At 40.2% G+C, this 21,909-nt stretch carries 22 protein-coding genes; 10 read left to right on the forward strand and 12 right to left on the reverse strand.

Features of this window, described 5'->3' with window-relative positions:
• Positions 1 to 723, forward strand: a complete 723-nt coding sequence (locus tag AAC026_RS02840) for a LytTR family DNA-binding domain-containing protein (protein ID WP_339606550.1) — start codon at positions 1 to 3, stop codon at positions 721 to 723.
• A gap of 64 nt (positions 724 to 787) precedes the next feature.
• On the opposite strand, the gene mfd is transcribed toward AAC026_RS02840, so the two are convergent.
• The gene (gene mfd / locus AAC026_RS02845) at positions 788 to 4,138 is read right to left on the reverse strand and encodes a transcription-repair coupling factor (protein WP_339694895.1); all 3,351 of its coding nucleotides are present in this window, start codon (positions 4,136 to 4,138) and stop codon (positions 788 to 790) included.
• Positions 4,139 to 4,270: 132 nt separating this feature from the next.
• Between mfd and AAC026_RS02850 the strand changes: the two genes are divergently transcribed.
• Positions 4,271 to 4,897: a cytochrome c oxidase subunit 3 gene (locus AAC026_RS02850; protein WP_339694896.1), complete on the forward strand. Its 627-nt coding sequence runs from the start codon at positions 4,271 to 4,273 to the stop codon at positions 4,895 to 4,897.
• A 66-nt stretch (positions 4,898 to 4,963) separates the two neighbouring features.
• Here the strand turns inward: AAC026_RS02850 and AAC026_RS02855 are convergent, their stop codons facing one another.
• The 5 genes from AAC026_RS02855 to AAC026_RS02875 form a co-directional block, all read right to left on the reverse strand.
• Positions 4,964 to 6,199, reverse strand: coding sequence for a hypothetical protein (locus AAC026_RS02855; protein WP_339694898.1), 1,236 nt, complete (start codon positions 6,197 to 6,199; stop codon positions 4,964 to 4,966).
• 222 nt (positions 6,200 to 6,421) lie between these two features.
• Entirely contained in the window at positions 6,422 to 7,183 is a 762-nt protein-coding gene (locus AAC026_RS02860; RefSeq protein ID WP_339694899.1) for a LytTR family DNA-binding domain-containing protein, read from the reverse strand.
• Between the two features lie 17 nt (positions 7,184 to 7,200).
• Positions 7,201 to 8,220, reverse strand: a complete 1,020-nt coding sequence (locus AAC026_RS02865) for a histidine kinase (protein ID WP_339694900.1) — start codon at positions 8,218 to 8,220, stop codon at positions 7,201 to 7,203.
• A gap of 10 nt (positions 8,221 to 8,230) precedes the next feature.
• Positions 8,231 to 9,535, reverse strand: coding sequence for a hypothetical protein (locus tag AAC026_RS02870; RefSeq protein ID WP_339694902.1), 1,305 nt, complete (start codon positions 9,533 to 9,535; stop codon positions 8,231 to 8,233).
• Between the two features lie 99 nt (positions 9,536 to 9,634).
• Positions 9,635 to 10,720, reverse strand: a complete 1,086-nt coding sequence (locus AAC026_RS02875; protein ID WP_339694904.1) for an amidohydrolase family protein — start codon at positions 10,718 to 10,720, stop codon at positions 9,635 to 9,637.
• A gap of 180 nt (positions 10,721 to 10,900) precedes the next feature.
• Between AAC026_RS02875 and AAC026_RS02880 the strand changes: the two genes are divergently transcribed.
• Positions 10,901 to 11,659 carry an SDR family NAD(P)-dependent oxidoreductase gene (locus AAC026_RS02880; protein ID WP_339694906.1) on the forward strand — a complete coding sequence of 253 codons (759 nt, stop codon included), beginning with the start codon at positions 10,901 to 10,903 and terminating at the stop codon, positions 11,657 to 11,659.
• On the opposite strand, the gene AAC026_RS02885 is transcribed toward AAC026_RS02880, so the two are convergent.
• The 3 genes from AAC026_RS02885 to AAC026_RS02895 are packed head-to-tail and all read right to left on the reverse strand — an operon-like array spanning position 11,656 to position 15,046.
• The gene (locus AAC026_RS02885; protein WP_339694907.1) at positions 11,656 to 12,987 is read right to left on the reverse strand and encodes a HAMP domain-containing sensor histidine kinase; all 1,332 of its coding nucleotides are present in this window, start codon (positions 12,985 to 12,987) and stop codon (positions 11,656 to 11,658) included. The genes AAC026_RS02880 and AAC026_RS02885 overlap by 4 nt on opposite strands.
• Before the next feature lie 2 nt (positions 12,988 to 12,989).
• The gene (locus AAC026_RS02890) at positions 12,990 to 13,673 is read right to left on the reverse strand and encodes a response regulator transcription factor (RefSeq protein ID WP_339694909.1); all 684 of its coding nucleotides are present in this window, start codon (positions 13,671 to 13,673) and stop codon (positions 12,990 to 12,992) included.
• Complete coding sequence (locus tag AAC026_RS02895; RefSeq protein ID WP_339694911.1) at positions 13,670 to 15,046, reverse strand: hypothetical protein; 1,377 nt, start codon at positions 15,044 to 15,046, stop codon at positions 13,670 to 13,672. Before AAC026_RS02895 ends, AAC026_RS02890 begins: the two co-directional genes overlap by 4 nt.
• Before the next feature lie 145 nt (positions 15,047 to 15,191).
• Here AAC026_RS02895 and AAC026_RS02900 point away from each other — a divergent pair, with 145 nt between their 5' ends.
• Together AAC026_RS02900 and AAC026_RS02905 are read left to right on the forward strand one after the other, a co-directional pair.
• Positions 15,192 to 15,443, forward strand: coding sequence for a hypothetical protein (locus AAC026_RS02900; RefSeq protein WP_339606538.1), 252 nt, complete (start codon positions 15,192 to 15,194; stop codon positions 15,441 to 15,443).
• 87 nt (positions 15,444 to 15,530) lie between these two features.
• The gene (locus tag AAC026_RS02905; RefSeq protein ID WP_339694912.1) at positions 15,531 to 16,103 is read left to right on the forward strand and encodes a DNA-3-methyladenine glycosylase I; all 573 of its coding nucleotides are present in this window, start codon (positions 15,531 to 15,533) and stop codon (positions 16,101 to 16,103) included.
• A 3-nt stretch (positions 16,104 to 16,106) separates the two neighbouring features.
• On the opposite strand, the gene AAC026_RS02910 is transcribed toward AAC026_RS02905, so the two are convergent.
• Entirely contained in the window at positions 16,107 to 16,574 is a 468-nt protein-coding gene (locus AAC026_RS02910) for a hypothetical protein (protein ID WP_339694914.1), read from the reverse strand.
• Between the two features lie 83 nt (positions 16,575 to 16,657).
• Here AAC026_RS02910 and prfA point away from each other — a divergent pair, with 83 nt between their 5' ends.
• Positions 16,658 to 17,731 (forward strand): peptide chain release factor 1, encoded by a 1,074-nt coding sequence (prfA, locus tag AAC026_RS02915; RefSeq protein ID WP_339606535.1) that lies wholly within the window; start codon positions 16,658 to 16,660, stop codon positions 17,729 to 17,731.
• On the opposite strand, the gene AAC026_RS02920 is transcribed toward prfA, so the two are convergent.
• On the reverse strand, positions 17,732 to 17,944 hold the full coding sequence (locus tag AAC026_RS02920) for a helix-turn-helix transcriptional regulator (protein WP_339606534.1): 213 nt from the start codon (positions 17,942 to 17,944) through the stop codon (positions 17,732 to 17,734).
• 188 nt (positions 17,945 to 18,132) lie between these two features.
• On the opposite strand from AAC026_RS02920, the gene AAC026_RS02925 reads away from it, so the two are divergent.
• A complete protein-coding gene (locus tag AAC026_RS02925; protein ID WP_339606533.1) occupies positions 18,133 to 18,267 on the forward strand; it encodes a hypothetical protein in 135 nt (44 codons plus the stop codon).
• 73 nt (positions 18,268 to 18,340) lie between these two features.
• Here AAC026_RS02925 and AAC026_RS02930 read toward each other — a convergent pair whose 3' ends face one another.
• On the reverse strand, positions 18,341 to 19,765 hold the full coding sequence (locus AAC026_RS02930; RefSeq protein WP_339694915.1) for a pyridoxal-dependent decarboxylase: 1,425 nt from the start codon (positions 19,763 to 19,765) through the stop codon (positions 18,341 to 18,343).
• 93 nt (positions 19,766 to 19,858) lie between these two features.
• Between AAC026_RS02930 and AAC026_RS02935 the strand changes: the two genes are divergently transcribed.
• Genes AAC026_RS02935 through AAC026_RS02945 form a run of 3 tightly spaced genes read left to right on the forward strand, consistent with a single transcriptional unit; the run spans position 19,859 to position 21,694 of the window.
• On the forward strand, positions 19,859 to 20,452 hold the full coding sequence (locus AAC026_RS02935; RefSeq protein WP_339606531.1) for a LemA family protein: 594 nt from the start codon (positions 19,859 to 19,861) through the stop codon (positions 20,450 to 20,452).
• Entirely contained in the window at positions 20,452 to 20,892 is a 441-nt protein-coding gene (locus AAC026_RS02940) for a TPM domain-containing protein (protein ID WP_339606530.1), read from the forward strand. The genes AAC026_RS02935 and AAC026_RS02940 overlap by 1 nt, the downstream gene beginning before the upstream one ends.
• Position 20,893: 1 nt before the next feature.
• The gene (locus AAC026_RS02945; protein WP_339606529.1) at positions 20,894 to 21,694 is read left to right on the forward strand and encodes a TPM domain-containing protein; all 801 of its coding nucleotides are present in this window, start codon (positions 20,894 to 20,896) and stop codon (positions 21,692 to 21,694) included.
• Positions 21,695 to 21,909 lie beyond the last annotated feature (215 nt).

Below are 21,909 nucleotides of genomic sequence, written 5' to 3' on the forward strand. Positions count from 1 at the left end.
ATGAAAACTTTAGTAATAGACGATTCAAGACTTGCCCGAAACGAACTGAAAAGGCTGCTCAAAGAATTTGACAATGTTCAAATTGTGGGAGAGGCCGCGAGTGTAGACGAAGCAATCGAAAAAATCACTGAGTTAAAACCCGACTTAATTTTCTTAGACATTCAAATGCCTGAAAAAACAGGATTTGACTTGCTCGAAGAACTTGAAATCGTTCCTGAGGTAATTTTTTCAACGGCCTATGACGAATATGCGCTAAAAGCTTTTGAATACAATGCACTCGATTATTTGGTAAAGCCCGTTCAGAAGGATAGGTTGGCGGGAGCCATTTCTAAGGTGATTGAAAAAGTAGAGAAAAAGGAAAGAGATAAAGAAAGCGGAAGCGATAAACTTACAATCCACGATCAGGTTTTTGTAAAAGATGGCGAAAAATGCTGGTTTGTTCAGTTGGCTGATATCCGCCTTTTTGAGGTAAGTGGAAACTACACTACTGTGTATTTCGACAAATCGAAACCGATGATTACCCGAACATTGAACTATTTAGAATCAAGGCTGGACGAGAAAACGTTCTTCAGGGCCAACCGCCAACAAATCATCAATTTAAAGTGGATCGAAAGAATTGAACCTTGGTTTAGCGGTAGCTTAAGAATCTATATGAAAGGTGGTGAAGAAATTGATGTTTCGCGTAGACAAACGCTTAAGTTCAAAGACATTATGAGTTTCTAATTTTTGCTACTGATAATATTCAAACGCTCCAAATGTTAATTTTGGAGCGTTTTTCTTTTATAGCTTAGGCACTCATATTTTGCATAACCTCAATTGCTTTTCCTATCGAAAGTACCTCGTCAATTCTTAAAATTAAGCGAGTCTTGTGTTCTTTCATATGGCAGCTTTTTGGGTGCGACTGAACATAAGCAATTACTTTTCCGAAAGCAGCCGATTGGAAATAGCGTTCATTGTCAGATGGCAAGAAATAGCATTTCATCGATTCGTTTTTGATGACTACTTTTTCAAAACCTAGCTTTTCAGCCAACCAACGCAGTCTTACCGTTTCCATCAAATCTAAAACAGGCACAGGAATAGGTCCAAAACGATCTTTTATGCTGGTTGTGAATTTGGCTAAGCCTTCCTCATTCTTAATATTATCGATTTTGGAATAGAGGCCAAGTCGTTCCGAAATATTGGAAACGTAGGTTTCTGGAATTAGAATTTCCAAATCGGTTTCAATCGAAGTATCTACTTTTATTGCTTCGGCAGCTTCTTTTACCAAATCCTTGTAGAAGAGGTCTTTGAATTCCGTTTCCTTCAATTCTTGAACGGCCTCGTCAAGAATTTTATGGTACATCTCAAAACCTAAATCGGTAATGAAACCTGTTTGTTCGGCTCCTAATAAATTACCTGCTCCGCGAATATCTAAATCGCGCATAGCCACTTTAAAGCCATCGCCTAAATCAGAGAATTCCTCCAAAGCACTCAAGCGTTTTCTGGAATCGGAACTAAGCCCGATAGACGGAGGAGTTAATAAGTAACAGAAGGCTTTTCGGTTTGAACGCCCCACTCTTCCGCGCATTTGGTGTAAATCTGAAAGCCCAAACATGTGCGCGTGGTTAATGATAATCGTATTGGCGTTCGGAATGTCTAGCCCAGATTCAATGATATTGGTAGAAATCAGCACATCGTATTCGCCCTCAATGAATTTTACCATGCGTTTTTCAAGCACACTTCCTTCCATTTGACCGTGCGCCACGCCAATTCGGGCATCTGGCACAAGCTTCAGAATAATATTTCCTACCTGAACAATGTCTTTAATTCGGTTATGCACAAAGAAAACTTGACCACCACGCCTTAACTCAAAACTGATGGCATCGCGAATAACGGTTTCGTCAAAAGTGTGAATTTCCGTAGTAACAGGCTGGCGGTTTGGTGGAGGCGTAGCAATAACGCTCAAATCTCTGGCCCCCATTAAAGAGAAATGCAAAGTTCTAGGAATTGGCGTAGCTGTAAGGGTAAGCACATCCACATCTACTTTAAACTCTTTCAGTTTATCTTTTACCCGTACCCCAAATTTCTGCTCTTCATCAATAATTAGAAGGCCTAAATCCTTGAACTGAACATCTTTATTTACGATTCTATGCGTACCGACCAGTATTTCCGTTTTTCCTTCTTTTACCCGTTGAAGGGTTTCTTTAATTTCTTTGGCGGTTTTAAATCGGTTGATGTATTCCACATTCACCGGAAAGTTTTCTAGTCTTTCAGCAAAAGTACGGTAGTGCTGCATGGCCAAAATGGTGGTAGGTACTAAAACCGCCACCTGTTTTCCGTTGGCGCAAGCTTTGAAAGCTGCACGAATGGCCACTTCTGTTTTACCAAAACCTACATCACCACAAACCAATCGGTCCATAGGGTGAGGTAATTCCATGTCGGTTTTAACATCTTCGGTCGCCTTGGCTTGATCAGGAGTGTCTTCGTAAATAAAAGACGATTCCAGTTCGGCTTGCATAAAACCGTCAGGCTGAAAAGCAAAACCGCTCGCACCTTTCCTTTTCGCGTAAAGCGCAATCAGGTCTTTGGCTATGTCTTTAACCTTCTTCTTAACCTTAGATTTCTTGGTTTCCCATTCAGGAGAACCCAATTTACTCATAGTAGGCGGAGCGCCTTCTTTACCTGAATATTTTGAAATTTTATGAAGTGCGTGAAGACTTACATAAAGCAAATCGTCATCGCGATACACCAAACGGATGGACTCTTGTTTGTTTCCGTTCACTTCTACTTTTTCCATTCCCGCAAAACGCCCTACGCCATAATCAATGTGGGTAACGTAATCGCCTGGATGTAAAGAGCGCAATTCTTTGAGCGTTAAAGCCTTTGATTTACTGTGCTGTGTTCGGCTTTTGTATTTATGAAATCTATCGAAAAGCTGATGATCTGTATAGCAGAGCATCTGGAGAGTTTTATCGATAAACCCTTGTCTGAGGCCTATATTGAGAGGTTGAATCTTGATGATGGGATTCAACTCCGTAAATATTTTTTCTAATCGGCCAATTTGAGTTTCGGATTCCGCAGAAATTAAAAGCGTATGACTCTTCATTTGCCAACCCGCAAGGTTATCGGCTATGAAGTCGAAATTTTTGTTGAAGGATTGTTGCACTTCGGCATCGAACCTATATTCGAAACCAGATTTTTTGGTAAAGCGATTTCCAAATTCGATTTGGGCTAAACTCTCGATTCCCTTTTTAAAGGACTTTTGAGTTTCGAAAAGCGCATCTGGGCTGAGTACCACTTGGGCATCGGTAACGGAAAGCACTTCGTCAAAATTAGCAGAAGCTTTTTCAAAGTATTTTTCGATCGTGTCTAAGGTTTGTTGGTAATCCTTAAACCAGATTTTGGTGTTGTTTGGAATGAAATCCAAAAACGATTGCCTCACTTCTTGCAACAAGCGGGTTTGAATATTTGGAATTATGTTGATGTGTTTTACACTTTCCTGACTAAGTTGAGAAACAGGATCGAAAGTTCTAATGCTTTCTACTTCGTTACCAAAAAGCTCGATTCTGTAAGGTAAATCGTGGGCGTAAGAATATACGTCTACAATACCACCACGCACCGAAAACTGGCCTGCTTCATATACAAAGTCGGTTTTCTCGAAATCGTAAGTCATCAGCAGTTCTGCTAAAAACTCAACATCAATTTCTTCCCCCACTTTGGTTGAAAAGGTATTTGTGGCCAAAGCCTTTTTGTTGATTACTTTTTCGGTAAGCGCCTCGGGATAAGTAATAATGATTTCGCCAGTGGAGGCTTTATGGTTAATCCTGTTTAGGATTTCGGCACGCATGAGAATGTTTGCATTCTCTGTTTCGTCAAACTGGTAAGGCCTTTTGTAAGAGGTAGGGAAAAGTAAAACCTCTTTGTCGCCTACCAAATTCTGCATATCGTTATGAAAATAAGCAGCTTCTTCTTTGTCGTGCATTACAAATAGACACGTTTGCTTATTGTGCTGATATACGGCAGCCGCCACAACAGCATCTAAACTACCCACCAATCCCTTAAGCTGAATGTTATTTCCCTCATTGGGCTTAATTCGCTCGGCAATGGTTTGAATGATAGGGTCTTCCCTATAAATCTTTATGAAGTCTTTTACTTTCAAGGTTCTTGCTAAAAAGAGGGGGCAAATGTAAATAATTCTGAAGCCATTCGTGGCAAAACAGTGTAAGCAATCAATAAATTAACCGACATTTAACCCAACTCTTTAATTGCTTTTATTGTTAAAGCATCCATAGTGAAAAAGGAAAAAGTTAAAATTGACCTAAGGCGCGAAACTTTTAAGAAAGTGGAACAGATGCACCCGCATCAAATTATGCTTTATGTGGCCTTGATTGGTAGTTCTGTTCTTTTCCTCTTTTTGGTAGTTGCTTTTACTGCAAGCAGACCAACTAATAGCGACTTCCTTAAAATTGAATTCCCTAAATTCTTTGTGGTGAGTACGGTACTAATGCTTCTTTCTAGCTTTTCAGTGTCTAAAATTATTCCCGCTTATGAAAAAGACGAGCTGGAAAAACTGAAAAAATGGTTGGGAATTACCTTTTTGCTGGGTTTGACTTTTGCCACTTCTCAGTTTTTGGGTTGGCGCGAACTACAAGAAAATCAGATTCTTTTTAGCGGAGTACGCTCTGGTGCTTACCTCTATGTAATTACAGGTTTACACGTGGTACATGTAGTGGCCATTTTACTTTACGCAGTTCGATTGCTGGTGAAGTGTAATAAGGTTTCGCTGGATGCTGTGCAAAGCTTGATTTACTGCACCAATCCTTACCAAAAAATCAGATTCAAAATGCTAACAGATTTTTGGCATTTTGTAGATGTACTTTGGCTGTTGCTCTTCTTCTATTTGTTGTTTAGCTTTTAAAAAAAGAAGGCCACAACGTAGTTGCAGCCTTCCAATTGACCAATATAATGTTTCTGACTTTTGGGCTTAGTTAAAATTAATCTGCTTAATGTTTTCGTATTTCACATATGTGGGCTTTCCGCTTGAGTTGAAAACCAAAACGCCTTCATTTTCATCACTTACATCTCTACCCGAACCAAGGGTTAATTCTTTACCGCTTTTCAACACAATTCTTGCATTATCGTAATTTCTTGGGCTGAAGGATTTGATGTTTGCAATTGGAATAAAGTATTCAATGTTATCATCCTTTCCTTGAATGATTTCGAAATTGTACTCTTCATCTAGATCAAAAATGATCTCGCCAGAAAGGCTTTCTCCTTTGGTTGTTTCCACGGTTCCAGAGATTTTCTTCACTTCGTAGGCTGAATATGCTTTTCCAGAGTTGGGCGCATTGGTGAATTCAACACGCTTAAATTCTTTCCATGGAATATCTACTCTTCCGAAATCGGTGCTCACGATGATTCCACCATTCGAGTTGTCCACATCATTCGACCCTCTCAAATAAAGCTCTCTTCCTGACTTGGTCACCACATTACTTCCAGAGCGATCTCTTTCGATGGACTTAATATTGCCAAATTCGATTTTCATGTCGCCATCGCGGGTATCGCCATCGAGTACATTTGTGCTATAGCGCTCATCGTGGTCCCACTGAACGAATCCAGTGATTGAACCTCCGTAATATTCAACAGTTCCGTACAGTGGATCACCAATTCTGCTGGTGAGTTTGCTAGGTGTATCCATAAACTCTATGGTTTCAATTCTGCTCCAGTTGAATTTCATGCTTCCCAATTCTTGATCAAGAATGGTGATTGTTCCTCCCATATCGTCTGAGCCATCTTTTACAAAAACTCTATCCCCATTGCGAAGCGTTAACTCCACTTCAGAACGTCTGTTAATATCTATTCTAGAAATGTTGCCAAATTCAGTTCTGAATTCGTGCGTAGTTTCCCAACTGTTATTGCCCCAACTAATGCTAAAGCTGCCCCAGCTGCTGTTTCTCCTTCTTTGTTCGTCCCTTAAGTCGTTTCTTTCTTCTCTTGTCAGGTGACGATAGTTGTCGTTTTCTTCCTTGTTTCCATTAAAGTGGTCTGTCCAATAGCCTTCTCCGCGATCGCCCCAGCGCATTTGACCTGTGTAGCTCTTGCCATCAATGGTTGTAAGTTTTCCGTAGATGAATCCTTCATCTTGTGCATTGGCCGTAAGAAATGGGGCCGCAATGAGCCCGAGAAAAAGGGCAGATTTTGAAATAATTGATTTAATCATGGTTGTGTTGTTTGAGTTTGATTCTTTTGACGAATCAAAGATGCAGAATGACACTTTAGCAAGAAATACGGATTGGCTCTACCTAGTTATTCTTTAACCGAAACGGGAGGAGACCCTACTGAACTGGAAATGATGGTTGAACTCTCCAAAAGCTTTGATTCTAGATCCTGAGAAAATGATAGCCATTAGGGAATTATGACACCAACTTTTGGAGAGGTGTTTTTAGTTATCTAACCACTGTTTGAAAAGCGGTGTCTTTTCCGAACTCACCACAATGTCTTCATCAATTTCTGGGCTAAGACTCAGTTTTACTCGGCCTTTGAAATAAGGGTGAATGTCGCTAACGGCATCGAAATGCACTAAGAATTTGCGGTTTACTCTGAAGAACTGTTTTGGGTTTAGCATTTGATCTACTTCCTCAAGCGTGTTATCGATGATGTACTTTTGCTTTTCAAAAGTGACGATATAAGTAAGCTTATCGTGGGTATAGAAATAGGCGATTTTTTCTGTAGGAATGGCGCGAATCCGCTGACCAATCTTGGTGAGGAATCGTGATTTATATTCTTTGTTCTGTTCGTTAATCAGTGCTTTGATTTGGTCAAGGTCAAAGGCTGGAGAAGTGGAAATGGCGGGTTGTTCTTCAATTTTTTCTAGCGCAGCGGCCAACTTTTCGCGCTGAATGGGTTTAAGCAAGTAATCCACACTATTTACTTCAAATGCTTTAATCGCATATTGATTGTATGCTGTTGTAAAGATTACTTTACATTTTGGTTTATGTTGTTCAAAAATTTCAAAGCTCGTTCCGTCAAGCAACTGAATGTCGCTGACAATGAAGTTGGGAGGCTCATTATTTTCGAACCAAAGCAAACCCGCTTCAACTGACCTGATGGTACCTACGATTTCGAGTTCTGGTTTGAGTTCTTTCAGCAGTTCAATTAACCTTTCTGAGGCCAGCCTTTCGTCTTCGATTATCAGTACTTTCATTCGCTTAGCTTTTAAGGTTAAATTTCAGAAATATTGATGAGAGGAACACGCACGATGAATGAGTTTGGGTTCTTAATCACTTCAACCTGCTTTTTAGTAAAGTAGGAATACCTACGCTTAATGTTTTCCAAACCAGTTTGCCCACTGTTCGGCAATTCAACTTTCTTTTCCTGCAGGTTATTTTTTACTGAGATATAGCCGTTCTGACTTTCAACATGAATTTTTAGTGGACGTATTTCCGAAACGGTATTGTGCTTAATGGCATTCTCAATGAGCATTTGCAGGGTGAGCGGAGGCAAGTATAAAGCTTCGTCCTTTTTATCTATGGTCATGCTCAGCTGTATGGTGTCTTCAAACCGAATTTCTAACAAATACATATAAGCACTAATAAAACTGAGCTCCTGTTTCAACTCCACCAATTCTTCGGAACTGCTTTGAAGAATAATACGATAGACTTCCGCAAACTTTTCCAGATAAGCCTGTGATTGCTTTTGGTCTTTGGAAATGAGCGAAGAAAGAATGTTGAGGTTGTTGAAGAGAAAATGCGGATCTAAGTGATTTTTTAAAGCATTCAGCTCTGCCTTGATCGATTCTTTCTGAAATTCTTCTGAAGCCAATTGCGCGTTTTTCCAGCGTTTCAAAAACTGAATTCCAAAATTGATTGAAATGATGGGCAACAAAATCAAAATGGATAATGCATTGATGGTTGCAATTTGACTTCCAACAGGAGGGTCTTCCGTGAGGGTAATCTTAAACAGAAAATAGCTCAAGTTGATGATTACTAAAGAAACTAATACGCCAATACCCAATTGGGAGTAAAAGCGCTTATTGCCATGAGTAAGCCAGGGAAGCTTGCGGTCTAAAGAAATAGTTAAAGCACGGTTGGCCAGTAAAATCAAAAGTAACACCGCAACAATGAGCCCTGCTGTCAGATAAAGTTCGCGGGGAGCTGAAGTGGCATAGAGAAAAACAAAAACGCCCACCACCAAACTGATGGCAATGCTGTTTTGGATGATTTGACTACGACTGAATTTCAAAGTGTTTTACTCAATCAAAGATGATTTCGTCAATTTGTGACCAACGTATATAAGTTGGTTTGGCGTCTTTCGAAGTAAATATAAGCACTCCATCATTGTCTTCTGATACATCACGACTTTCACCTAGCAATAGCTCTTTGCCATTTCTGAGAATGACCATTGAGTAACTGTAGTTCTTAGGAATGATGTTTTTGATGTTTCGGAAAGGGATTTTGTAAATCACTCGGTCATCTTGCCCATCTAAAGTTTCATATTCCCAAGCCTCGTCTAAGTCATAGGCAATAAGTCCGCTTATTTTTTCACCATCTCTGTTAATTACAGTTCCTCGTAAGCCTGTGGAGGATGGGAATTCACTATAGGAAGGCCCTTGGTTTTTACTTTCTATAATTTCGAGCTCTTCAAAATCACGCCATGACACTATGATTTGCCCAATTTCTCTGTCGTAAATGACAACACCAGAATTTTCATGGTTCACATCATTCGAGCCTGTTAAGTAGAATTCTCTTCCCGATTTTAGGGTTACGTCTACCCCATTTCCTTTTTTTACAATTTTGGTAATCGACCTGAAAGGAATGTTTTTATCACCATCTCGGTCTTTCCCATTTAGAATGTCTTCTAAAAAACGTTCATTGTGGTTGTTTTCGCTTGTGCCTTGGTCCCACTGAATAACCCCTTCAAAAAATCCTCTTCTACCGGCTTTTACTTTTCCGTATATGGCTTCACCAAACAGCGATTTGGGAGTTTTTCCACTTTCTAAAAACTCAACCTTTTCTATCCTTGCCCAGTCCAGCTTTACAATGCCTAATTCTTCATCGTACACACTCACGCTAGTACCTACATCTGCAAAACCACTACCACTCACTTCTACAATTACTCCATTTTTTAGTGTCACTTGTGCCCGGCTTCTGCCTGTAGGTTTAATGCTTTTGATATCGCCAAAACGGGCATCGAATTGATGAGCCGTGCGGCTATATTTGTCGTCCCAAATGCTCAATACACCGAGGTCAATGCCTAACCATGAGCTTCCACCTTCTTGATCTGAAATCTGTTGTATTTCTTTTTTTGAAAGGAATTTTAAAAAATCGCTTGAGGTTTTTTGCGCATTAAAAAGATCGACCCAATACACCTCATCTCCTCCCCAGCGCAAAGCGCCTTGGTATTTGTCGCCATTAATAGTGGTTACTTTTCCGTAGAGGTAAATGTTCTTTTCCTGTGCCTTCGCTTCTGAAACAATAATCAACAAGCCCACCGCAATACCAATGCAAAGCATCAACTTTCTCACCCTTCTCTCAACTCCATGTTGCAGACTACCCATGCAACAAACGTAATTTGAATTGTTGGGAGAAAAAACGTTTCCAGACTGTACTAGCATATTCAAACCCTGAATCGGGAAAAGCACCACTTCAAATAATTTCTATTTCGGAAAAGCAGAAGCGTCAATGCCCGGTACCAAACGAATAGCATTCTTGTAATAGATCTTTTTTAGGACCTCATCAGACAAACCTAGGCCGTACATTTTCCAATAGGCGTGGTATTTTTTGTAATAAGGAAAGTATTCATCGTTCGTTTCCAGCACCCTAAAATAGGTGGCGTACTCCTCAGGGTTGTAAGCATCTTTTCCAAACAGCACGCGATCTTGATATTTGGTGAGGAAAGCATTTGCTGCACGAGGTTGGCGACCCAACTCAGCGATTACCGCTCCGATTTCTACATTCATATTTGGCATTTCGTCCAAGAGTTTTCCTAAATGGGCTAAGTCGTTACCATACCAGCCTAAGTGTGCTGCAATAAATTGCGTATTCTTATGCTTTTTGAAAACGTTGTGTTGTTCTTGAATTAGGGTTTCCCAAGGCACGGGATTATCATCTTCTCTTTTTCTATTGGGATGTGTTTTCAACTCCAACCATCTTTCATTTTCAGCGTCAAAAGGTGCCCAAAACTGTTTTGGATCTGCAGTGTGGATAAGTACAGGAATACCTAATTCACCACATTTTGCCCAAATAGGGTCAAGCCTTGGATCGTCCACCGCTACACGATTACCGTCTATATCTTTTACGGAGAAGCCTAAGCTTTTGAATATTTTAAGTCCCCGTGCACCTTGGTTATAATCCCTTTCTAGTTGGGCAGCGGCCCTTTCTCCCCAGCCTTGTTCACCTACATTAATAAAGTTTACGTTGGCGAAAACAATAAAACGTTTGGGTTGATTGGCTTTTATATTTGTGGAGGCGTCTGCAATTGATTTGCCGCTACCACCACTTAAATTTACCATAAGCCCCATATTGATTCCATCCATTTCGGCAGCAAGTGCATTTAAATCCTGTTCACCCATTCGTCTTTGATGACTGTGGATATCGATAAAAGGAAATTTAGATCGGGTGATCGGGTGTTCAGGAACAACGAGTGTTGATGGTGGATTATAACCTTCAAAGTCCATTGTTTGAGCGGTTATTGTAGTTCCGAAAAATAGACCAATGGTGCAGGCAATCAATTTGATTTTCATGACTTAAGATAGTTTTTAGCTTAATCGAAGTAGAATATTAAAGGTTTTGTGGCTTTGATCAAAACCCAAACATGTTCTTAATATAGAATGAATAAAGCTTTTTTGAACTAGAAATGATTTTGACGGTAAGAAAGAAGCCTAGTTTTTGAATTAATTTGAAGGGAATAAATAGATTGAATCATGGAGGTTTCATTAAAAGGCAAGGTAATATTGGTCACGGGCGGTTCGAGGGGCATTGGCCGTGCTCTTTCAAAACAGCTTTCAGACTCTGGCGCTGCAGTGGCTGTTCACTATAATTCAAATAAAGAACAGGCACAATCCATTCTAAAAGAGTTAAATCCATCCTGTCAGCTTTTTCAAGCTGATCTTTCTGATGCATCGGAAACCATAAACTTGTTTAAACAAGTAATTGATAAAATGAATGGTTTGGATGTGTTGATTAACAATGCTGGAGTTGCCATTTCTTCGGATTTAACAAAAACTGATGACGACTGGCTAAGCGACTGGCAGTTTACAATGGACGTGAACCTAAAAGCTACGGGACTTCTGTGTAAAAAAGCCATCGAGCATTACTTGGAGAATGGTGGAGGAAGAATTATCAATATTTCATCACGGGCTGCTTTTCGTGGAGATACTTCTGATTACTTGGCCTATGCGGCTTCGAAAGGTGGAGTGGTGGCGCTTACGCGTTCGATAGCTCGGGCTTACGGAAAAAATGAAATCAAAGCATTTACCATTGCGCCAGGTTTTGTAAGAACCGACATGGCACAAGATTTTATGGACCAATACGGAGAGGGTTTTGCCCTTGATGATATTGCATTGAATCAATTGACCGAGCCGAAGGATTTGGCACCATTGGTTACGTTGATGGCCAGCGGATTAATGGATCATGCAACAGGGTGTACGATTGATGTGAATGCCGCCAGTTATGTGCATTAACTATAGAATACTATTTCAATAGTAAATTTTGTTTTACTTTTTGATAGCAAAAATTCGTAGTTGTGCTTTTCTATCACCTGCTTTGCAATCTGTAAACCAAGCCCCATTCCTTTCTGAAGTGAATCGATATTTTCCGCAATTCCGTTTTGAATATGTAAGGAAAGCACCTCGTTTTGTTCCGAGATTTCAACCGAAACGGGTTGCCTACTCGCCCCATATTTTCGTATGTTGTCGAAGAGGTTGACCAATACGCCTTCGAGCTTTTCTCTATCTGCATTTATCGTAAGCTCTTCGGGATTGGCATTGATGGAAAGCTTGATGTCGAAGTTTTTTGTAGACAAAGTCGGACGCATTCTTTCCAGCATATCATAAATCAAATCGTCCAATCTGAAATCGGATTTGCGTAACACTAGCGTTTCAGATTTGAGCTGACTCATCAGCAGAAAATCTTGCACAATGTTTTTTAGCCTAATCACTTCTTCGCGTAAGCTATTGAGCGTTTCTTGACTCAATTCTTTTTCAGACGAGCCCATTCTATACTCTAGCTCAGACTGCATATTGGCCAAAGGCGTTCGAAGTTCATGGGCTGCCATGGCGAAAAACTGATTCTGACTACGAATGGAAGTTTCAATTCTTGAAATCATTTCGTTCATCGTGGCTGAAAGCTGAGTGATTTCATCATTAGCAGAAGAAACAGGTAAACGATCCATTTGAGGCGAGGCCTTTACACTTTGGGCCTTGGCAATTAACTTTTGCAATGGTGCTAAAGTGAAATGAGCAATTAAAACTGCAGCGATAAATGCGATCAGCGCAGCACCCAAATTGGCAAAAATCAACCTGGACTTTAAGGCTGAAATTTCATCATAGACGACCTGATTGTTTTTAGCCAGTACCAAACTGATTTGTGCGCCAGTGCTTTCATCCAAAGGCCTACGGGCAATACAATACGTAAACGAATCAATCTTGATGAATTCCATCAGAGAAACTCGTTCGTCTGAAGTGGGCTGTTCTATTTCTACAAAAACGGAAGAGAATATTTCTGGGAAATCGGGCCGCTCATACACCATTTGGCTTTCGAACATGTTGCCAAACCACAGTTGAATGGGCTGATCTTCTTGTGTAACAGGAATTTGTGTGAGTTCATCATCTACCCCGTTTAATATGCTCAAGGCTTCAATTTTTCCGCCATTCTGAAAAGCATTGATGAGGCTGTTTCGGATGGATTGAAAAAGGGAATAGTTAAAGGCGAGCGAAATGCCTAAAAAGACCACGAAGAAGGCCGCAGCAATCTTAAATCGAATACTTTTAAAAAACTGAATCTGCGGCAAGCTTAACTTTTTACGAGTTCACCTTGAATTTTATAGCCGTAACCTACTTGGGTTTCTATCAACTTGGGCTCAAACTCAAAGTCTATTTTTTTTCTGAGTTGATGCATATGAACTTCCACCACATTGCTTCCTCGATCGAAATTAATGTTCCAGATTTTCTGGGTAATCTCTGACTTGGAAAGCACGCGATTGGTATTGCTCAACAGCAGTTCTAAGATAGAGAACTCTCGCTTACTTAACTCGATCAATTGATCGGCACGGGTTACTTCGCGTTTGATTAAATCTACTTTAAGGTCTTTAACCTGAAGAATTGAAGCCCGTGTTGAACCGAATTTCCTTTGCACATTTCTTACTCTCGCCTTCAATTCTTCAAAATCGAAGGGTTTTTTAACATAATCAATCGCACCTAAATCAAGCCCCTTGATTACGTGTTCACTTTCATTTAAAGCACTCATAAAAATGATGGGCGTATGAATAGAAAATTCACGCATATTCTTCAGCACTTCAAAACCGCTTTGCCCTGGCAGCATAATGTCCAAAAGTATCAGGTCGAAATCGTTGGTGGCTGCCGTTTCTAAAGCTTCGCTTCCATTGGTTTCATGCGCAACGGAATAACCTTCTTCCTCTAAGCCTTTTACTAAAAAATTACCCAGCTTAACTTCGTCTTCAATCAACAGAATTCTCATAGGGAGCGAGTCAGGTTTACTTGGTCTTTAAAAGTTGTTCCGTCTACAGTGATTTTTGAAGGGATAAAAATACCGTAGCCCAATTTATTAACTTCCCCCTCAAGCCCGTTTCTTTTCCAACCTTCGATTTTAATCGTTTTGCCCTCCTTAATTAGGTTTGAAACAGAAGAAGCAATTCGGGTGCTAATTTTAATGTAGAACTTGCCATCCAAAACTACGCCCCTTAATACATCATCTTTATTTACTCGTTCTAAGTCAATGCTGGTTACCACTCCGCTTACTTCTTCAGACTCCGTTTCGTAACTTTCTTTTGCTTGGGCGAAACCGTATAAACGGAGGGTGTCCTTATTTGTGCATAAAGCGTACAGAAAATTATAGTGTTCACTACGGAAATAGCCGTTGTTTGTGCGGTTACGATAGAAAAGTGAAAGCTCTTCGTTTTTGTGGTTCTGAATAAAAGAATTAATTGCCTTTGCATCGTTTTCACTGAATCTATAAGTAATCCTTTCGTTGGCTGATTGCGTCTCCAAATAAGATATCAGTCCAAGTTCATTCGGAACAAGCTCATTTGCCACGCCTGTTTTTTGATCTAAGAACATAGAAATTTGCCCAAAAGAAGGCATTATAGAATTACCATATTTACTGCCAATGATCATTCCATGCGCCATTTCTAGCGTGTTTTTGGTTTTTACAACTGAACCAGCGATATAGTTTTTGACTGGGCGAACATAGCTTACAAAAGCTGATTCAATATGATCGTCATTGTTTGATATAGATTTTTTGGCGAGCAAACTATCTCCGTTTTCTAAAAAGAGTAAGTACTCACGCCCTTTGATTTTTGTGCTGCTCAATACTTTAGCCGCTATCACTGTTTCAAAAGTTTGACTGTTTCTTAACCCTGTTTTATTAGCTTCAATACTATTTGGTTCGATTAAAAAAACTTCTTTTTTCGTTCTTACTTCTAGTAAAGAACCTATCCCTGAAATCTTTTTACTCAGTTCTTTTTCTGCCTTTCTTGTAGAAGTAGTTTTATATGGAGCCTTTTCCAAAAACTCTTGGTCTCCGCTTACCTTAATTTCAACAGTTTCATTTAAAGCCATAAGGGGTTTAATCATCGCCCCATTTTTAGCCGGGAATGTTAGACTTAATAGGTCTCCGTTTTCTTTCTGGAAAATCGCCCCAATTAAATAGCTTTCTATAGTCCTATCACCATAAATGGACTTGATAAACTTTCCACGGTAGGTTACCTCTATATGCTTAGACTTATCATTAAAGCGTTTTGCATAATCGAGCATTTTAGAAGGAATTTCTTGACCCACTACTGGAATAGAAAGTAGTAATGCGAATAGCAAAAATGTAAACCGATTTTTCATAGTCTTAATTTTCTTCGAACATAAAACGCTAGTATTAAAACTGGCTTAACTTCTGATTAATTTTTCTTAATCGACTCATATCCAAAGATGTAACTATCAATTATTTTTTGTAATATGAATAGATTTTCAACCTTAATTTAAACTTATGGAACCACAACGAAACGAAAAACCCATCTCGGTTGGCGAATGGGTATTGAACATTTTCATTACGGCAATTCCCCTTATTGGATTTATTATGCTAATTGTTTGGGCGGTAAGCAAAGAAATTCCTGAGTCAAAATCTAATTGGGCAAAGGGAATGCTTATTTGGTATGCAATTGGTATTGTTCTCACGATTCTTTTTGGGGCATCTGTTTTAGCATTTATTGCTGCGTCTGGAGACCTGAACGGTTATTAAAAAATAAAGAGAATGGGGCTATTAAGTAATACTCAAATACATGAGAATACTTAGCAGCCCTTTCTTATTTTTACGGAAAATGGTTTTATGAAGAAACGTTGCACATGGTGCGAAAACACCTTTGAAGAATACGAAAGATACCACGATGAGGAATGGGGCGTGCCTGTACATGACGATAAAACTCATTTCGAATTTTTGATTCTAGAAGGCGCACAAGCAGGTTTAAGTTGGTCGACCGTTTTGAAGAAGCGAGAGGGCTATCGTCAGTTATTTGCTGATTTTAATGTAGAAGCAGTTGCTGAATTTACACCAGCTGAAGTAGAAATTATTCTTCAGAACCCCGCTATTATTCGTAACAGACTGAAAGTAGCAGGTACAGTAATTAATGCCCAAAAATTTATAGAGGTGCAAAAAGAGTTCGGTTCTTTCGATAAATACATTTGGTCTTTTGTGGGCGGAAAACCCATTGTGAATGCTTGGGAAAACATGAAGCAAGTGCCAGCAACTACACCAGAGTCGGATGCGCTGAGCAAGGATTTAAAAAAGCGAGGGTTTAAATTTGTAGGCAGTACCATTATGTATGCCCACATGCAGGCTTGTGGTTTAGTGATGGACCATACCATCGACTGTTTCAGGTACAAAGAACTCAATGGAAAATAGACGCTATTGAGCCACGTTCAAGACAATCGTCTTTCGAGGAATTTTTATAAACCACATTCCCACCTCTTTGCCTTCTACCACCATGGCCGAAGTGTAAAGTACAAAATGAGTATCTTCTAAGAACTGTACATTGGCAGGTGATTTAATATCATTCTCGCTATTGTATAAGTAAGCTTCGTAAATAGCTCTTCCTTTTCCTTCTAAGTTATTCTCTTCATTAAAAGGCAGACCCTTTGTTTCAATATCACCAGACTCAGTTGCTGCCCATATCACTTTTTCTGCTTCAAGATTCACCTTGAGCTTAACGGAAATACTATCGCCCATTTGCTTGGCTTTTTCAATGATTTGAGCATCAGATACCACCTGAATTTCTTGGCTTTTCATGTCTTGAAGCGCCTTTTTTGTATCTACCTTTTGATTAGAACAATTGAAAGCGAAAAGAGCGAGAATTATGATGCTTAGCTTTTTCATGAAATAAAATATTTACTCAGTTGGGTGTAAAATTAACAGCCTTGTCAATTGTTTGTTAATTTTGTGGATTAATTCGCATAAATATGATTGACAAGCTAGAGACACTCAAAGCACGATTCGAAGAAGTAGGTCAGCTCCTAGTACAGCCTGATGCCATGACAGACATGAAGCATTATTCTAAACTGAACAAGGAATACAAAGACCTAGAGAAGATTGTGACTGTCTATGATGAGTACATCAATGTGAACGAAAATATAGAATCGTCCAAAGAACTTCTGAAAACTGAAAAGGATGAGGAGTTTCGTGAGATGGCCAAAATGGAGATTAGCGAACTTTCCGAACGAAAAGAGGAGATTGAAGAAGAGCTGAAAGTAATGCTAATCCCTAAAGATCCAGATGACTCTAAAGATGTAATCGTGGAAATAAGAGCGGGAGCGGGTGGAGATGAAGCTGCGATTTTTGCAGGTGATTTATATAGAATGTATGACAGGTACATTGAAAATAAAGGCTGGAAGAAAGAACTAATCAACATAAACGAGGCAGCTTCTGGCGGTTTCAAGGAAATTACTTTTGGAGTTTCGGGCGAAGACGTATACGGAGCATTAAAATTTGAATCTGGCGTTCACAGGGTACAGAGAGTTCCTGTAACCGAATCCCAAGGCAGAGTGCATACCTCAGCAGCTTCGGTGGCGGTTTTACCCGAAGTAGAAGATATTGACGTTAACCTCGATATGAAGGATGTTCGAAAGGATACCTATCGTTCTTCAGGTGCGGGAGGTCAGCACGTAAACAAAACTGAATCGGCAGTTCGACTTACGCATATTCCAACTGGTATTGTGGTAGAATGCCAAGATGGGCGTTCGCAGCATAAAAACTTCGATAAAGCATTGAGTGTTCTTCGCTCACGCATGTACGAAATTGAACTGAAAAAGCAGGAAGAAGAGCAGGCTGGAAAACGTAAGTCTTTAGTGGGTAGTGCCGATAGGTCGGATAAAATTAGAACATATAATTACCCTCAAGGCCGTGTAACCGATCACAGAATTGGTTATTCTCAACACAACTTACCTACAGTGATGGATGGTGAAATTGGCGAGTTTGTAGAACGACTACGAATGGCTGAGGCCTCTGAAAAAATGGCCCAAGACAGTATGGTTTAATTACTTAGCTTGGTAGTCCATCGGTTCTAGCTCAAACAAGCGGTTTACCGAAGTATTGAAAATCTCAGATATTTTAAGAGCAAGCATTGTAGAAGGCGTGTATTTTCCACGCTCAATGGCGTTGATGCTTTGGCGCGACACCCCCGCTAGGCTTGCCAATTGTTCTTGAGTTATCTTTTTTCGCTTTCGCTCTTCCCGAAGTGTATTTTTCATTTTGATTCCAATTCTTACGTAAAACTAGAATGATCAGCCCTTTGAACGGCCTTTTAATTAGTTAAGTTTATATTACATTTTTGTTCCTTAAACGAACAGAATGTTACAAGGCTGTTAAAAATTCGTGAACAGTTTCTTAACATTGGCATTTTGATTTATCTTTGCCCTCCGAAATAAAAATAGAAGCTATGTTATTCGACCCGCCAATTGCCTCTGGAGCAAATACCTTTATTTGGATTGTTGTAATTCTTGTTGGCTTTGTAGCTGCTTTGAGTCAGCACGATGCCCTTTTTAAAGGAAAGAAGAAGAAAGAAGATCACTAAGACTCTTCCTTCTCCTCATTTTATTCTGTCGATTAGGCCATTATAAGGCTGAATTTTAATATCTGTTTTTTGGCTAGAAGTCGCTAGCCAAAACCTCTTTTGCTTTTTCTTGAATTAAAGCCCAAGCGTTTTCTACATGTTTGGCTTCAAGGTTTGTATTTCCAAAGGCCAATCGCAACGAAAACTTGTTGTTCAATTTGGTTTGGGCAAAGAAGAGCTTTCCGGTAGCATTCACCCTGTTCATTATTTCTTCATTCAAGCCGTCCAATTTGTCTTCGCTTATATTTGGAGCAAACCTAAAGCAAAGTGTGTTCAGCGGAACTGGCGCTAGAAGCTCAAAATCAGGGTGCTTTTCAATTTCGGTTTTCAGCCACTGACCAAGCGCAATGTGTTTTCTGATTTTGGCTTGAATCCCTTCAACACCCATTTCGCGAATTACGAACCAGAGCTTAAGTGCTCGGAACCTTCTACCCAAAGGCACGCCCCAATCGCGGTAATTTTTCACCTCATCGTCTACTGAAGTTTTTAAGTAATCGGGCGAAATGGCAAAAGTATTGATTAAAGCACGTGGGTCTTTTACATAATAAGCCGTGCAGTCAAAATTGGTGAACATCCATTTATGTGGGTTGAAAACGAAGGAATCGGCAAGCTCAACACCTTCTGCCATCCAGCGCATTTCTGGCAAAACTAGAGCAGTGCCTGCATAAGCCGCATCTATATGGTGCCAAATATCATATTTCTGGCAAATTTTGCTGATAGCCATAATTGGGTCGATGGCCGTTGTGCTGGTTGTGCCTATGGCAGAAACTACACAAAGTGGCTTTCTTCCTTCAGCTATGTCTTCCTTGATCAACGCTTCTAAGTGCGCAGGATCTAAAGCAAAAGCATCATCTACATTTACTTTGCGAAGATTATTGGAGCCTATGCCTGCAATTTTTACGGCCTTATCAATAGAAGAGTGAATTTGGTTTGAAGCATAAACTATGTATTTCTCCGCGCCAGAGAAACCTTCTTCATTCACTTTATAACCCGAAGCTTTTTCGCGCGCAGTAAGAATGGCACAAAGCGTAGCGGTAGAAGCCGTATCTTGAATTACACCCGTAAAATGCTTTGGCAAGGCCAGCATTTCTTTCATCCACTCCATCATTTGTTCTTCAAGCTCTGCTGCGGCAGGCGAGGTAAGCCAAATCATGCATTGCGCACCCAAAGTAGCAGTGAGCATTTCGCCCAAAATGGAGGGCATACTTTTATTGCCTGGGAAGTAGGCCATAAAATTGGGGCTCTCCCAGTGGGTCATTCCTGGCACAATTTGTTGTTTGAAATCGGCAAAAATGGCCTCAAAATGCTCTGATTGCTCAGGAGGGAGTTTTGGAAACTGTTTTTTTATATCGCCCGGTTTTACATCGGGTAAAACAGAGTATTCTTCTACGTTTTGTAGGTAATCGGCCATCCAGTCCACAAGGCTGTGGGCGTGTCGCCTGAAAGATTCATTGTCCATTTACTTACGTTTATCAGCCATATTGTCCGAAAACAAAGTTAGCATATATCTTGCAGGTCTAAGACCGTACTTTAATTCAAAGCACTAAAAATTATGAAAACGAAATGGATTGTTTTAATCGTGGTTGCCCTTGTGGTCATTATCGGTTACTCTACTTTTAAAGGATCTTATAATGGAATGGTTCAACGCGAAGAAAGCATCAGCGGTGCATGGGCGCAAGTTGAAAACCAATACCAAAGAAGATCTGATCTTATCCCCAACTTAGTAAACACAGTAAAAGGTTATGCCGATTTTGAGCAAGAAACCTTAACTGGTGTTATCGAAGCCAGAGCTAAAGCCACTTCGGTAAGCATTAACCCAGAGAACTTAAGCCCAGATGCTATTGCCCAATTTGAGCAAGCACAACAAGGTGTCAGTTCGGCTTTGAGCAGACTTTTGGTAACGGTAGAACGCTACCCTGATTTAAAAGCGAGCACTCAGTTTAGCCAACTTCAGGTTCAGTTGGAAGGTACAGAGAATAGAATTTCAGTAGAAAGAAGAAACTTTAACACAGCTGTTCAAGGGTATAACACCTTTATCAAAACCTTCCCTAAGAATATCATTGCGGGTATGTTTGGTTTTGAGAAGAAGGGATATTTCGAAGCGAAGCCAGGGTCGGATGTAGCACCAGAAGTAACTTTTGACTAATGGCCGAGGATTTATTCAGTAGCGACCAGAAGAAGCGAATCAAAGCAGCAATTCAGGAAGCTGAGTTGAACACCAGCGGAGAGGTTCGGGTACATTTAGAAAACCATTGCAAAACGGAGAATGTACTTGATAGGGCATCGCAAATGTTTTCCAAATTGGACATGCATAAAACCGATGCTAGAAATGGCGTATTGATATACATGGCGGTGAAAGATCACCGCTTTGCCATTATTGGCGATGCCGGCATTAATCAAAAAGTGGGTGACGAATTTTGGGACACCACCAAGGATAAAATGTTGGCCCATTTCAAAAACGGAAATCTTACTACTGGTTTGGTGGAAGGAATCCTTTGTGCGGGAGAAAAGCTAAAAGAACATTTTCCTTACCAAAAGGACGACAAAAACGAACTGTCAGACGACATCTCATTCGGAAAAAACTAATATGCGATACTTACTTACCATAGTCTTAATCTTCAGTCAGGCGCTTGCTTTTGCACAGGGAATTCCAGAAAAGCCTAGCCAAAAGCGATTGGTGAATGACTTTACAGGCACAACTTTATCGAGCGCTGAAGCCAATACGCTTGAGCAAAAGCTCTTGAATTACGAGGATACTACTTCGACCCAAGTGTCAATTCTTATTGTAGAATCACTGGGTGGCTACGAGGTGGTGGATTTTGCTCAGCAAACAGCGCAAAAATGGGGTGTTGGACAAGCGAATAAAGACAATGGAATATTTATAGTAGTATCTATCAGTGATAGAAAAGCAGCCATTGTTTCGGGCTATGGTATGGAGGGTTCCATTACCGATGCTGCAACTTATACCATTCGTGAGGATTATATGAACCCACGGTTTAAGGAAGGTAATTTCTACAAAGGTTTGGACGATGCAACTACGGTGATCTTCAAACTGGCCTCTGGCGAATATACTTCTGATGATGTAGCGAGTGGAAGAACTGGAGATGGTGGCGGAAGATTTCCATTCTTCACGCTATTTATTCTTTTCTTCTTTATCATTCCAGCTTTGGTAGGCAAGAGAAGAGGTAATAGTCACGGTTCACGTGGTATTCCATGGTGGGCTTGGCTTATGATGGGCAGTGGTGGCGGAAACCATAACGACAAATGGGATAATTTCCGTGGAGGAGGCGGCTCATTTGGAGGAGGGTCTGGCTTCGGTGGAGGAGGCGGCTTTGGCGGTTTCGGAGGCGGAAGCTTCGGAGGTGGCGGTTCTGGCGGAAGCTGGTAAACCTAATTCACTTAAAAAGATATTTGAACCCCTTTCAAGAAATTGGAAGGGGTTTTTTGTGCTATCTAATAAAATTGTGTCTAAACCTTTATATTTAATACTAGAAAACGGTTTATGAGAGGTAAGTTATTTCTAGGGTATTCTGCAATTGTAGTACTTGTATTGCTGTTAGGCTATAAAATATACCGTGATACCTATGTTAATGGAGATACGAA

Source organism: uncultured Roseivirga sp. (assembly GCF_963973945.1).
GTDB lineage: Bacteria > Bacteroidota > Bacteroidia > Cytophagales > Cyclobacteriaceae > Roseivirga.

What these genes read in the sequence shown, in the direction of transcription:
- AAC026_RS02840 (WP_339606550.1), top strand. Translation starts at nt 1, where the DNA reads ATGAAAACTTTAGTAATAGACGATTCAAGACTTGCCCGAAACGAACTG.
- AAC026_RS02855 (WP_339694898.1), bottom strand. Translation starts at nt 6,199, where the DNA reads ATGATTAAATCAATTATTTCAAAATCTGCCCTTTTTCTCGGGCTCATT.
- AAC026_RS02860 (WP_339694899.1), bottom strand. Translation starts at nt 7,183, where the DNA reads ATGAAAGTACTGATAATCGAAGACGAAAGGCTGGCCTCAGAAAGGTTA.
- AAC026_RS02870 (WP_339694902.1), bottom strand. Translation starts at nt 9,535, where the DNA reads ATGGGTAGTCTGCAACATGGAGTTGAGAGAAGGGTGAGAAAGTTGATG.
- AAC026_RS02875 (WP_339694904.1), bottom strand. Translation starts at nt 10,720, where the DNA reads ATGAAAATCAAATTGATTGCCTGCACCATTGGTCTATTTTTCGGAACT.
- AAC026_RS02880 (WP_339694906.1), top strand. Translation starts at nt 10,901, where the DNA reads ATGGAGGTTTCATTAAAAGGCAAGGTAATATTGGTCACGGGCGGTTCG.
- AAC026_RS02890 (WP_339694909.1), bottom strand. Translation starts at nt 13,673, where the DNA reads ATGAGAATTCTGTTGATTGAAGACGAAGTTAAGCTGGGTAATTTTTTA.
- AAC026_RS02895 (WP_339694911.1), bottom strand. Translation starts at nt 15,046, where the DNA reads ATGAAAAATCGGTTTACATTTTTGCTATTCGCATTACTACTTTCTATT.
- AAC026_RS02900 (WP_339606538.1), top strand. Translation starts at nt 15,192, where the DNA reads ATGGAACCACAACGAAACGAAAAACCCATCTCGGTTGGCGAATGGGTA.
- AAC026_RS02905 (WP_339694912.1), top strand. Translation starts at nt 15,531, where the DNA reads ATGAAGAAACGTTGCACATGGTGCGAAAACACCTTTGAAGAATACGAA.
- AAC026_RS02910 (WP_339694914.1), bottom strand. Translation starts at nt 16,574, where the DNA reads ATGAAAAAGCTAAGCATCATAATTCTCGCTCTTTTCGCTTTCAATTGT.
- prfA (WP_339606535.1), top strand. Translation starts at nt 16,658, where the DNA reads ATGATTGACAAGCTAGAGACACTCAAAGCACGATTCGAAGAAGTAGGT.
- AAC026_RS02920 (WP_339606534.1), bottom strand. Translation starts at nt 17,944, where the DNA reads ATGAAAAATACACTTCGGGAAGAGCGAAAGCGAAAAAAGATAACTCAA.
- AAC026_RS02925 (WP_339606533.1), top strand. Translation starts at nt 18,133, where the DNA reads ATGTTATTCGACCCGCCAATTGCCTCTGGAGCAAATACCTTTATTTGG.
- AAC026_RS02930 (WP_339694915.1), bottom strand. Translation starts at nt 19,765, where the DNA reads ATGGACAATGAATCTTTCAGGCGACACGCCCACAGCCTTGTGGACTGG.
- AAC026_RS02935 (WP_339606531.1), top strand. Translation starts at nt 19,859, where the DNA reads ATGAAAACGAAATGGATTGTTTTAATCGTGGTTGCCCTTGTGGTCATT.
- AAC026_RS02940 (WP_339606530.1), top strand. Translation starts at nt 20,452, where the DNA reads ATGGCCGAGGATTTATTCAGTAGCGACCAGAAGAAGCGAATCAAAGCA.
- AAC026_RS02945 (WP_339606529.1), top strand. Translation starts at nt 20,894, where the DNA reads ATGCGATACTTACTTACCATAGTCTTAATCTTCAGTCAGGCGCTTGCT.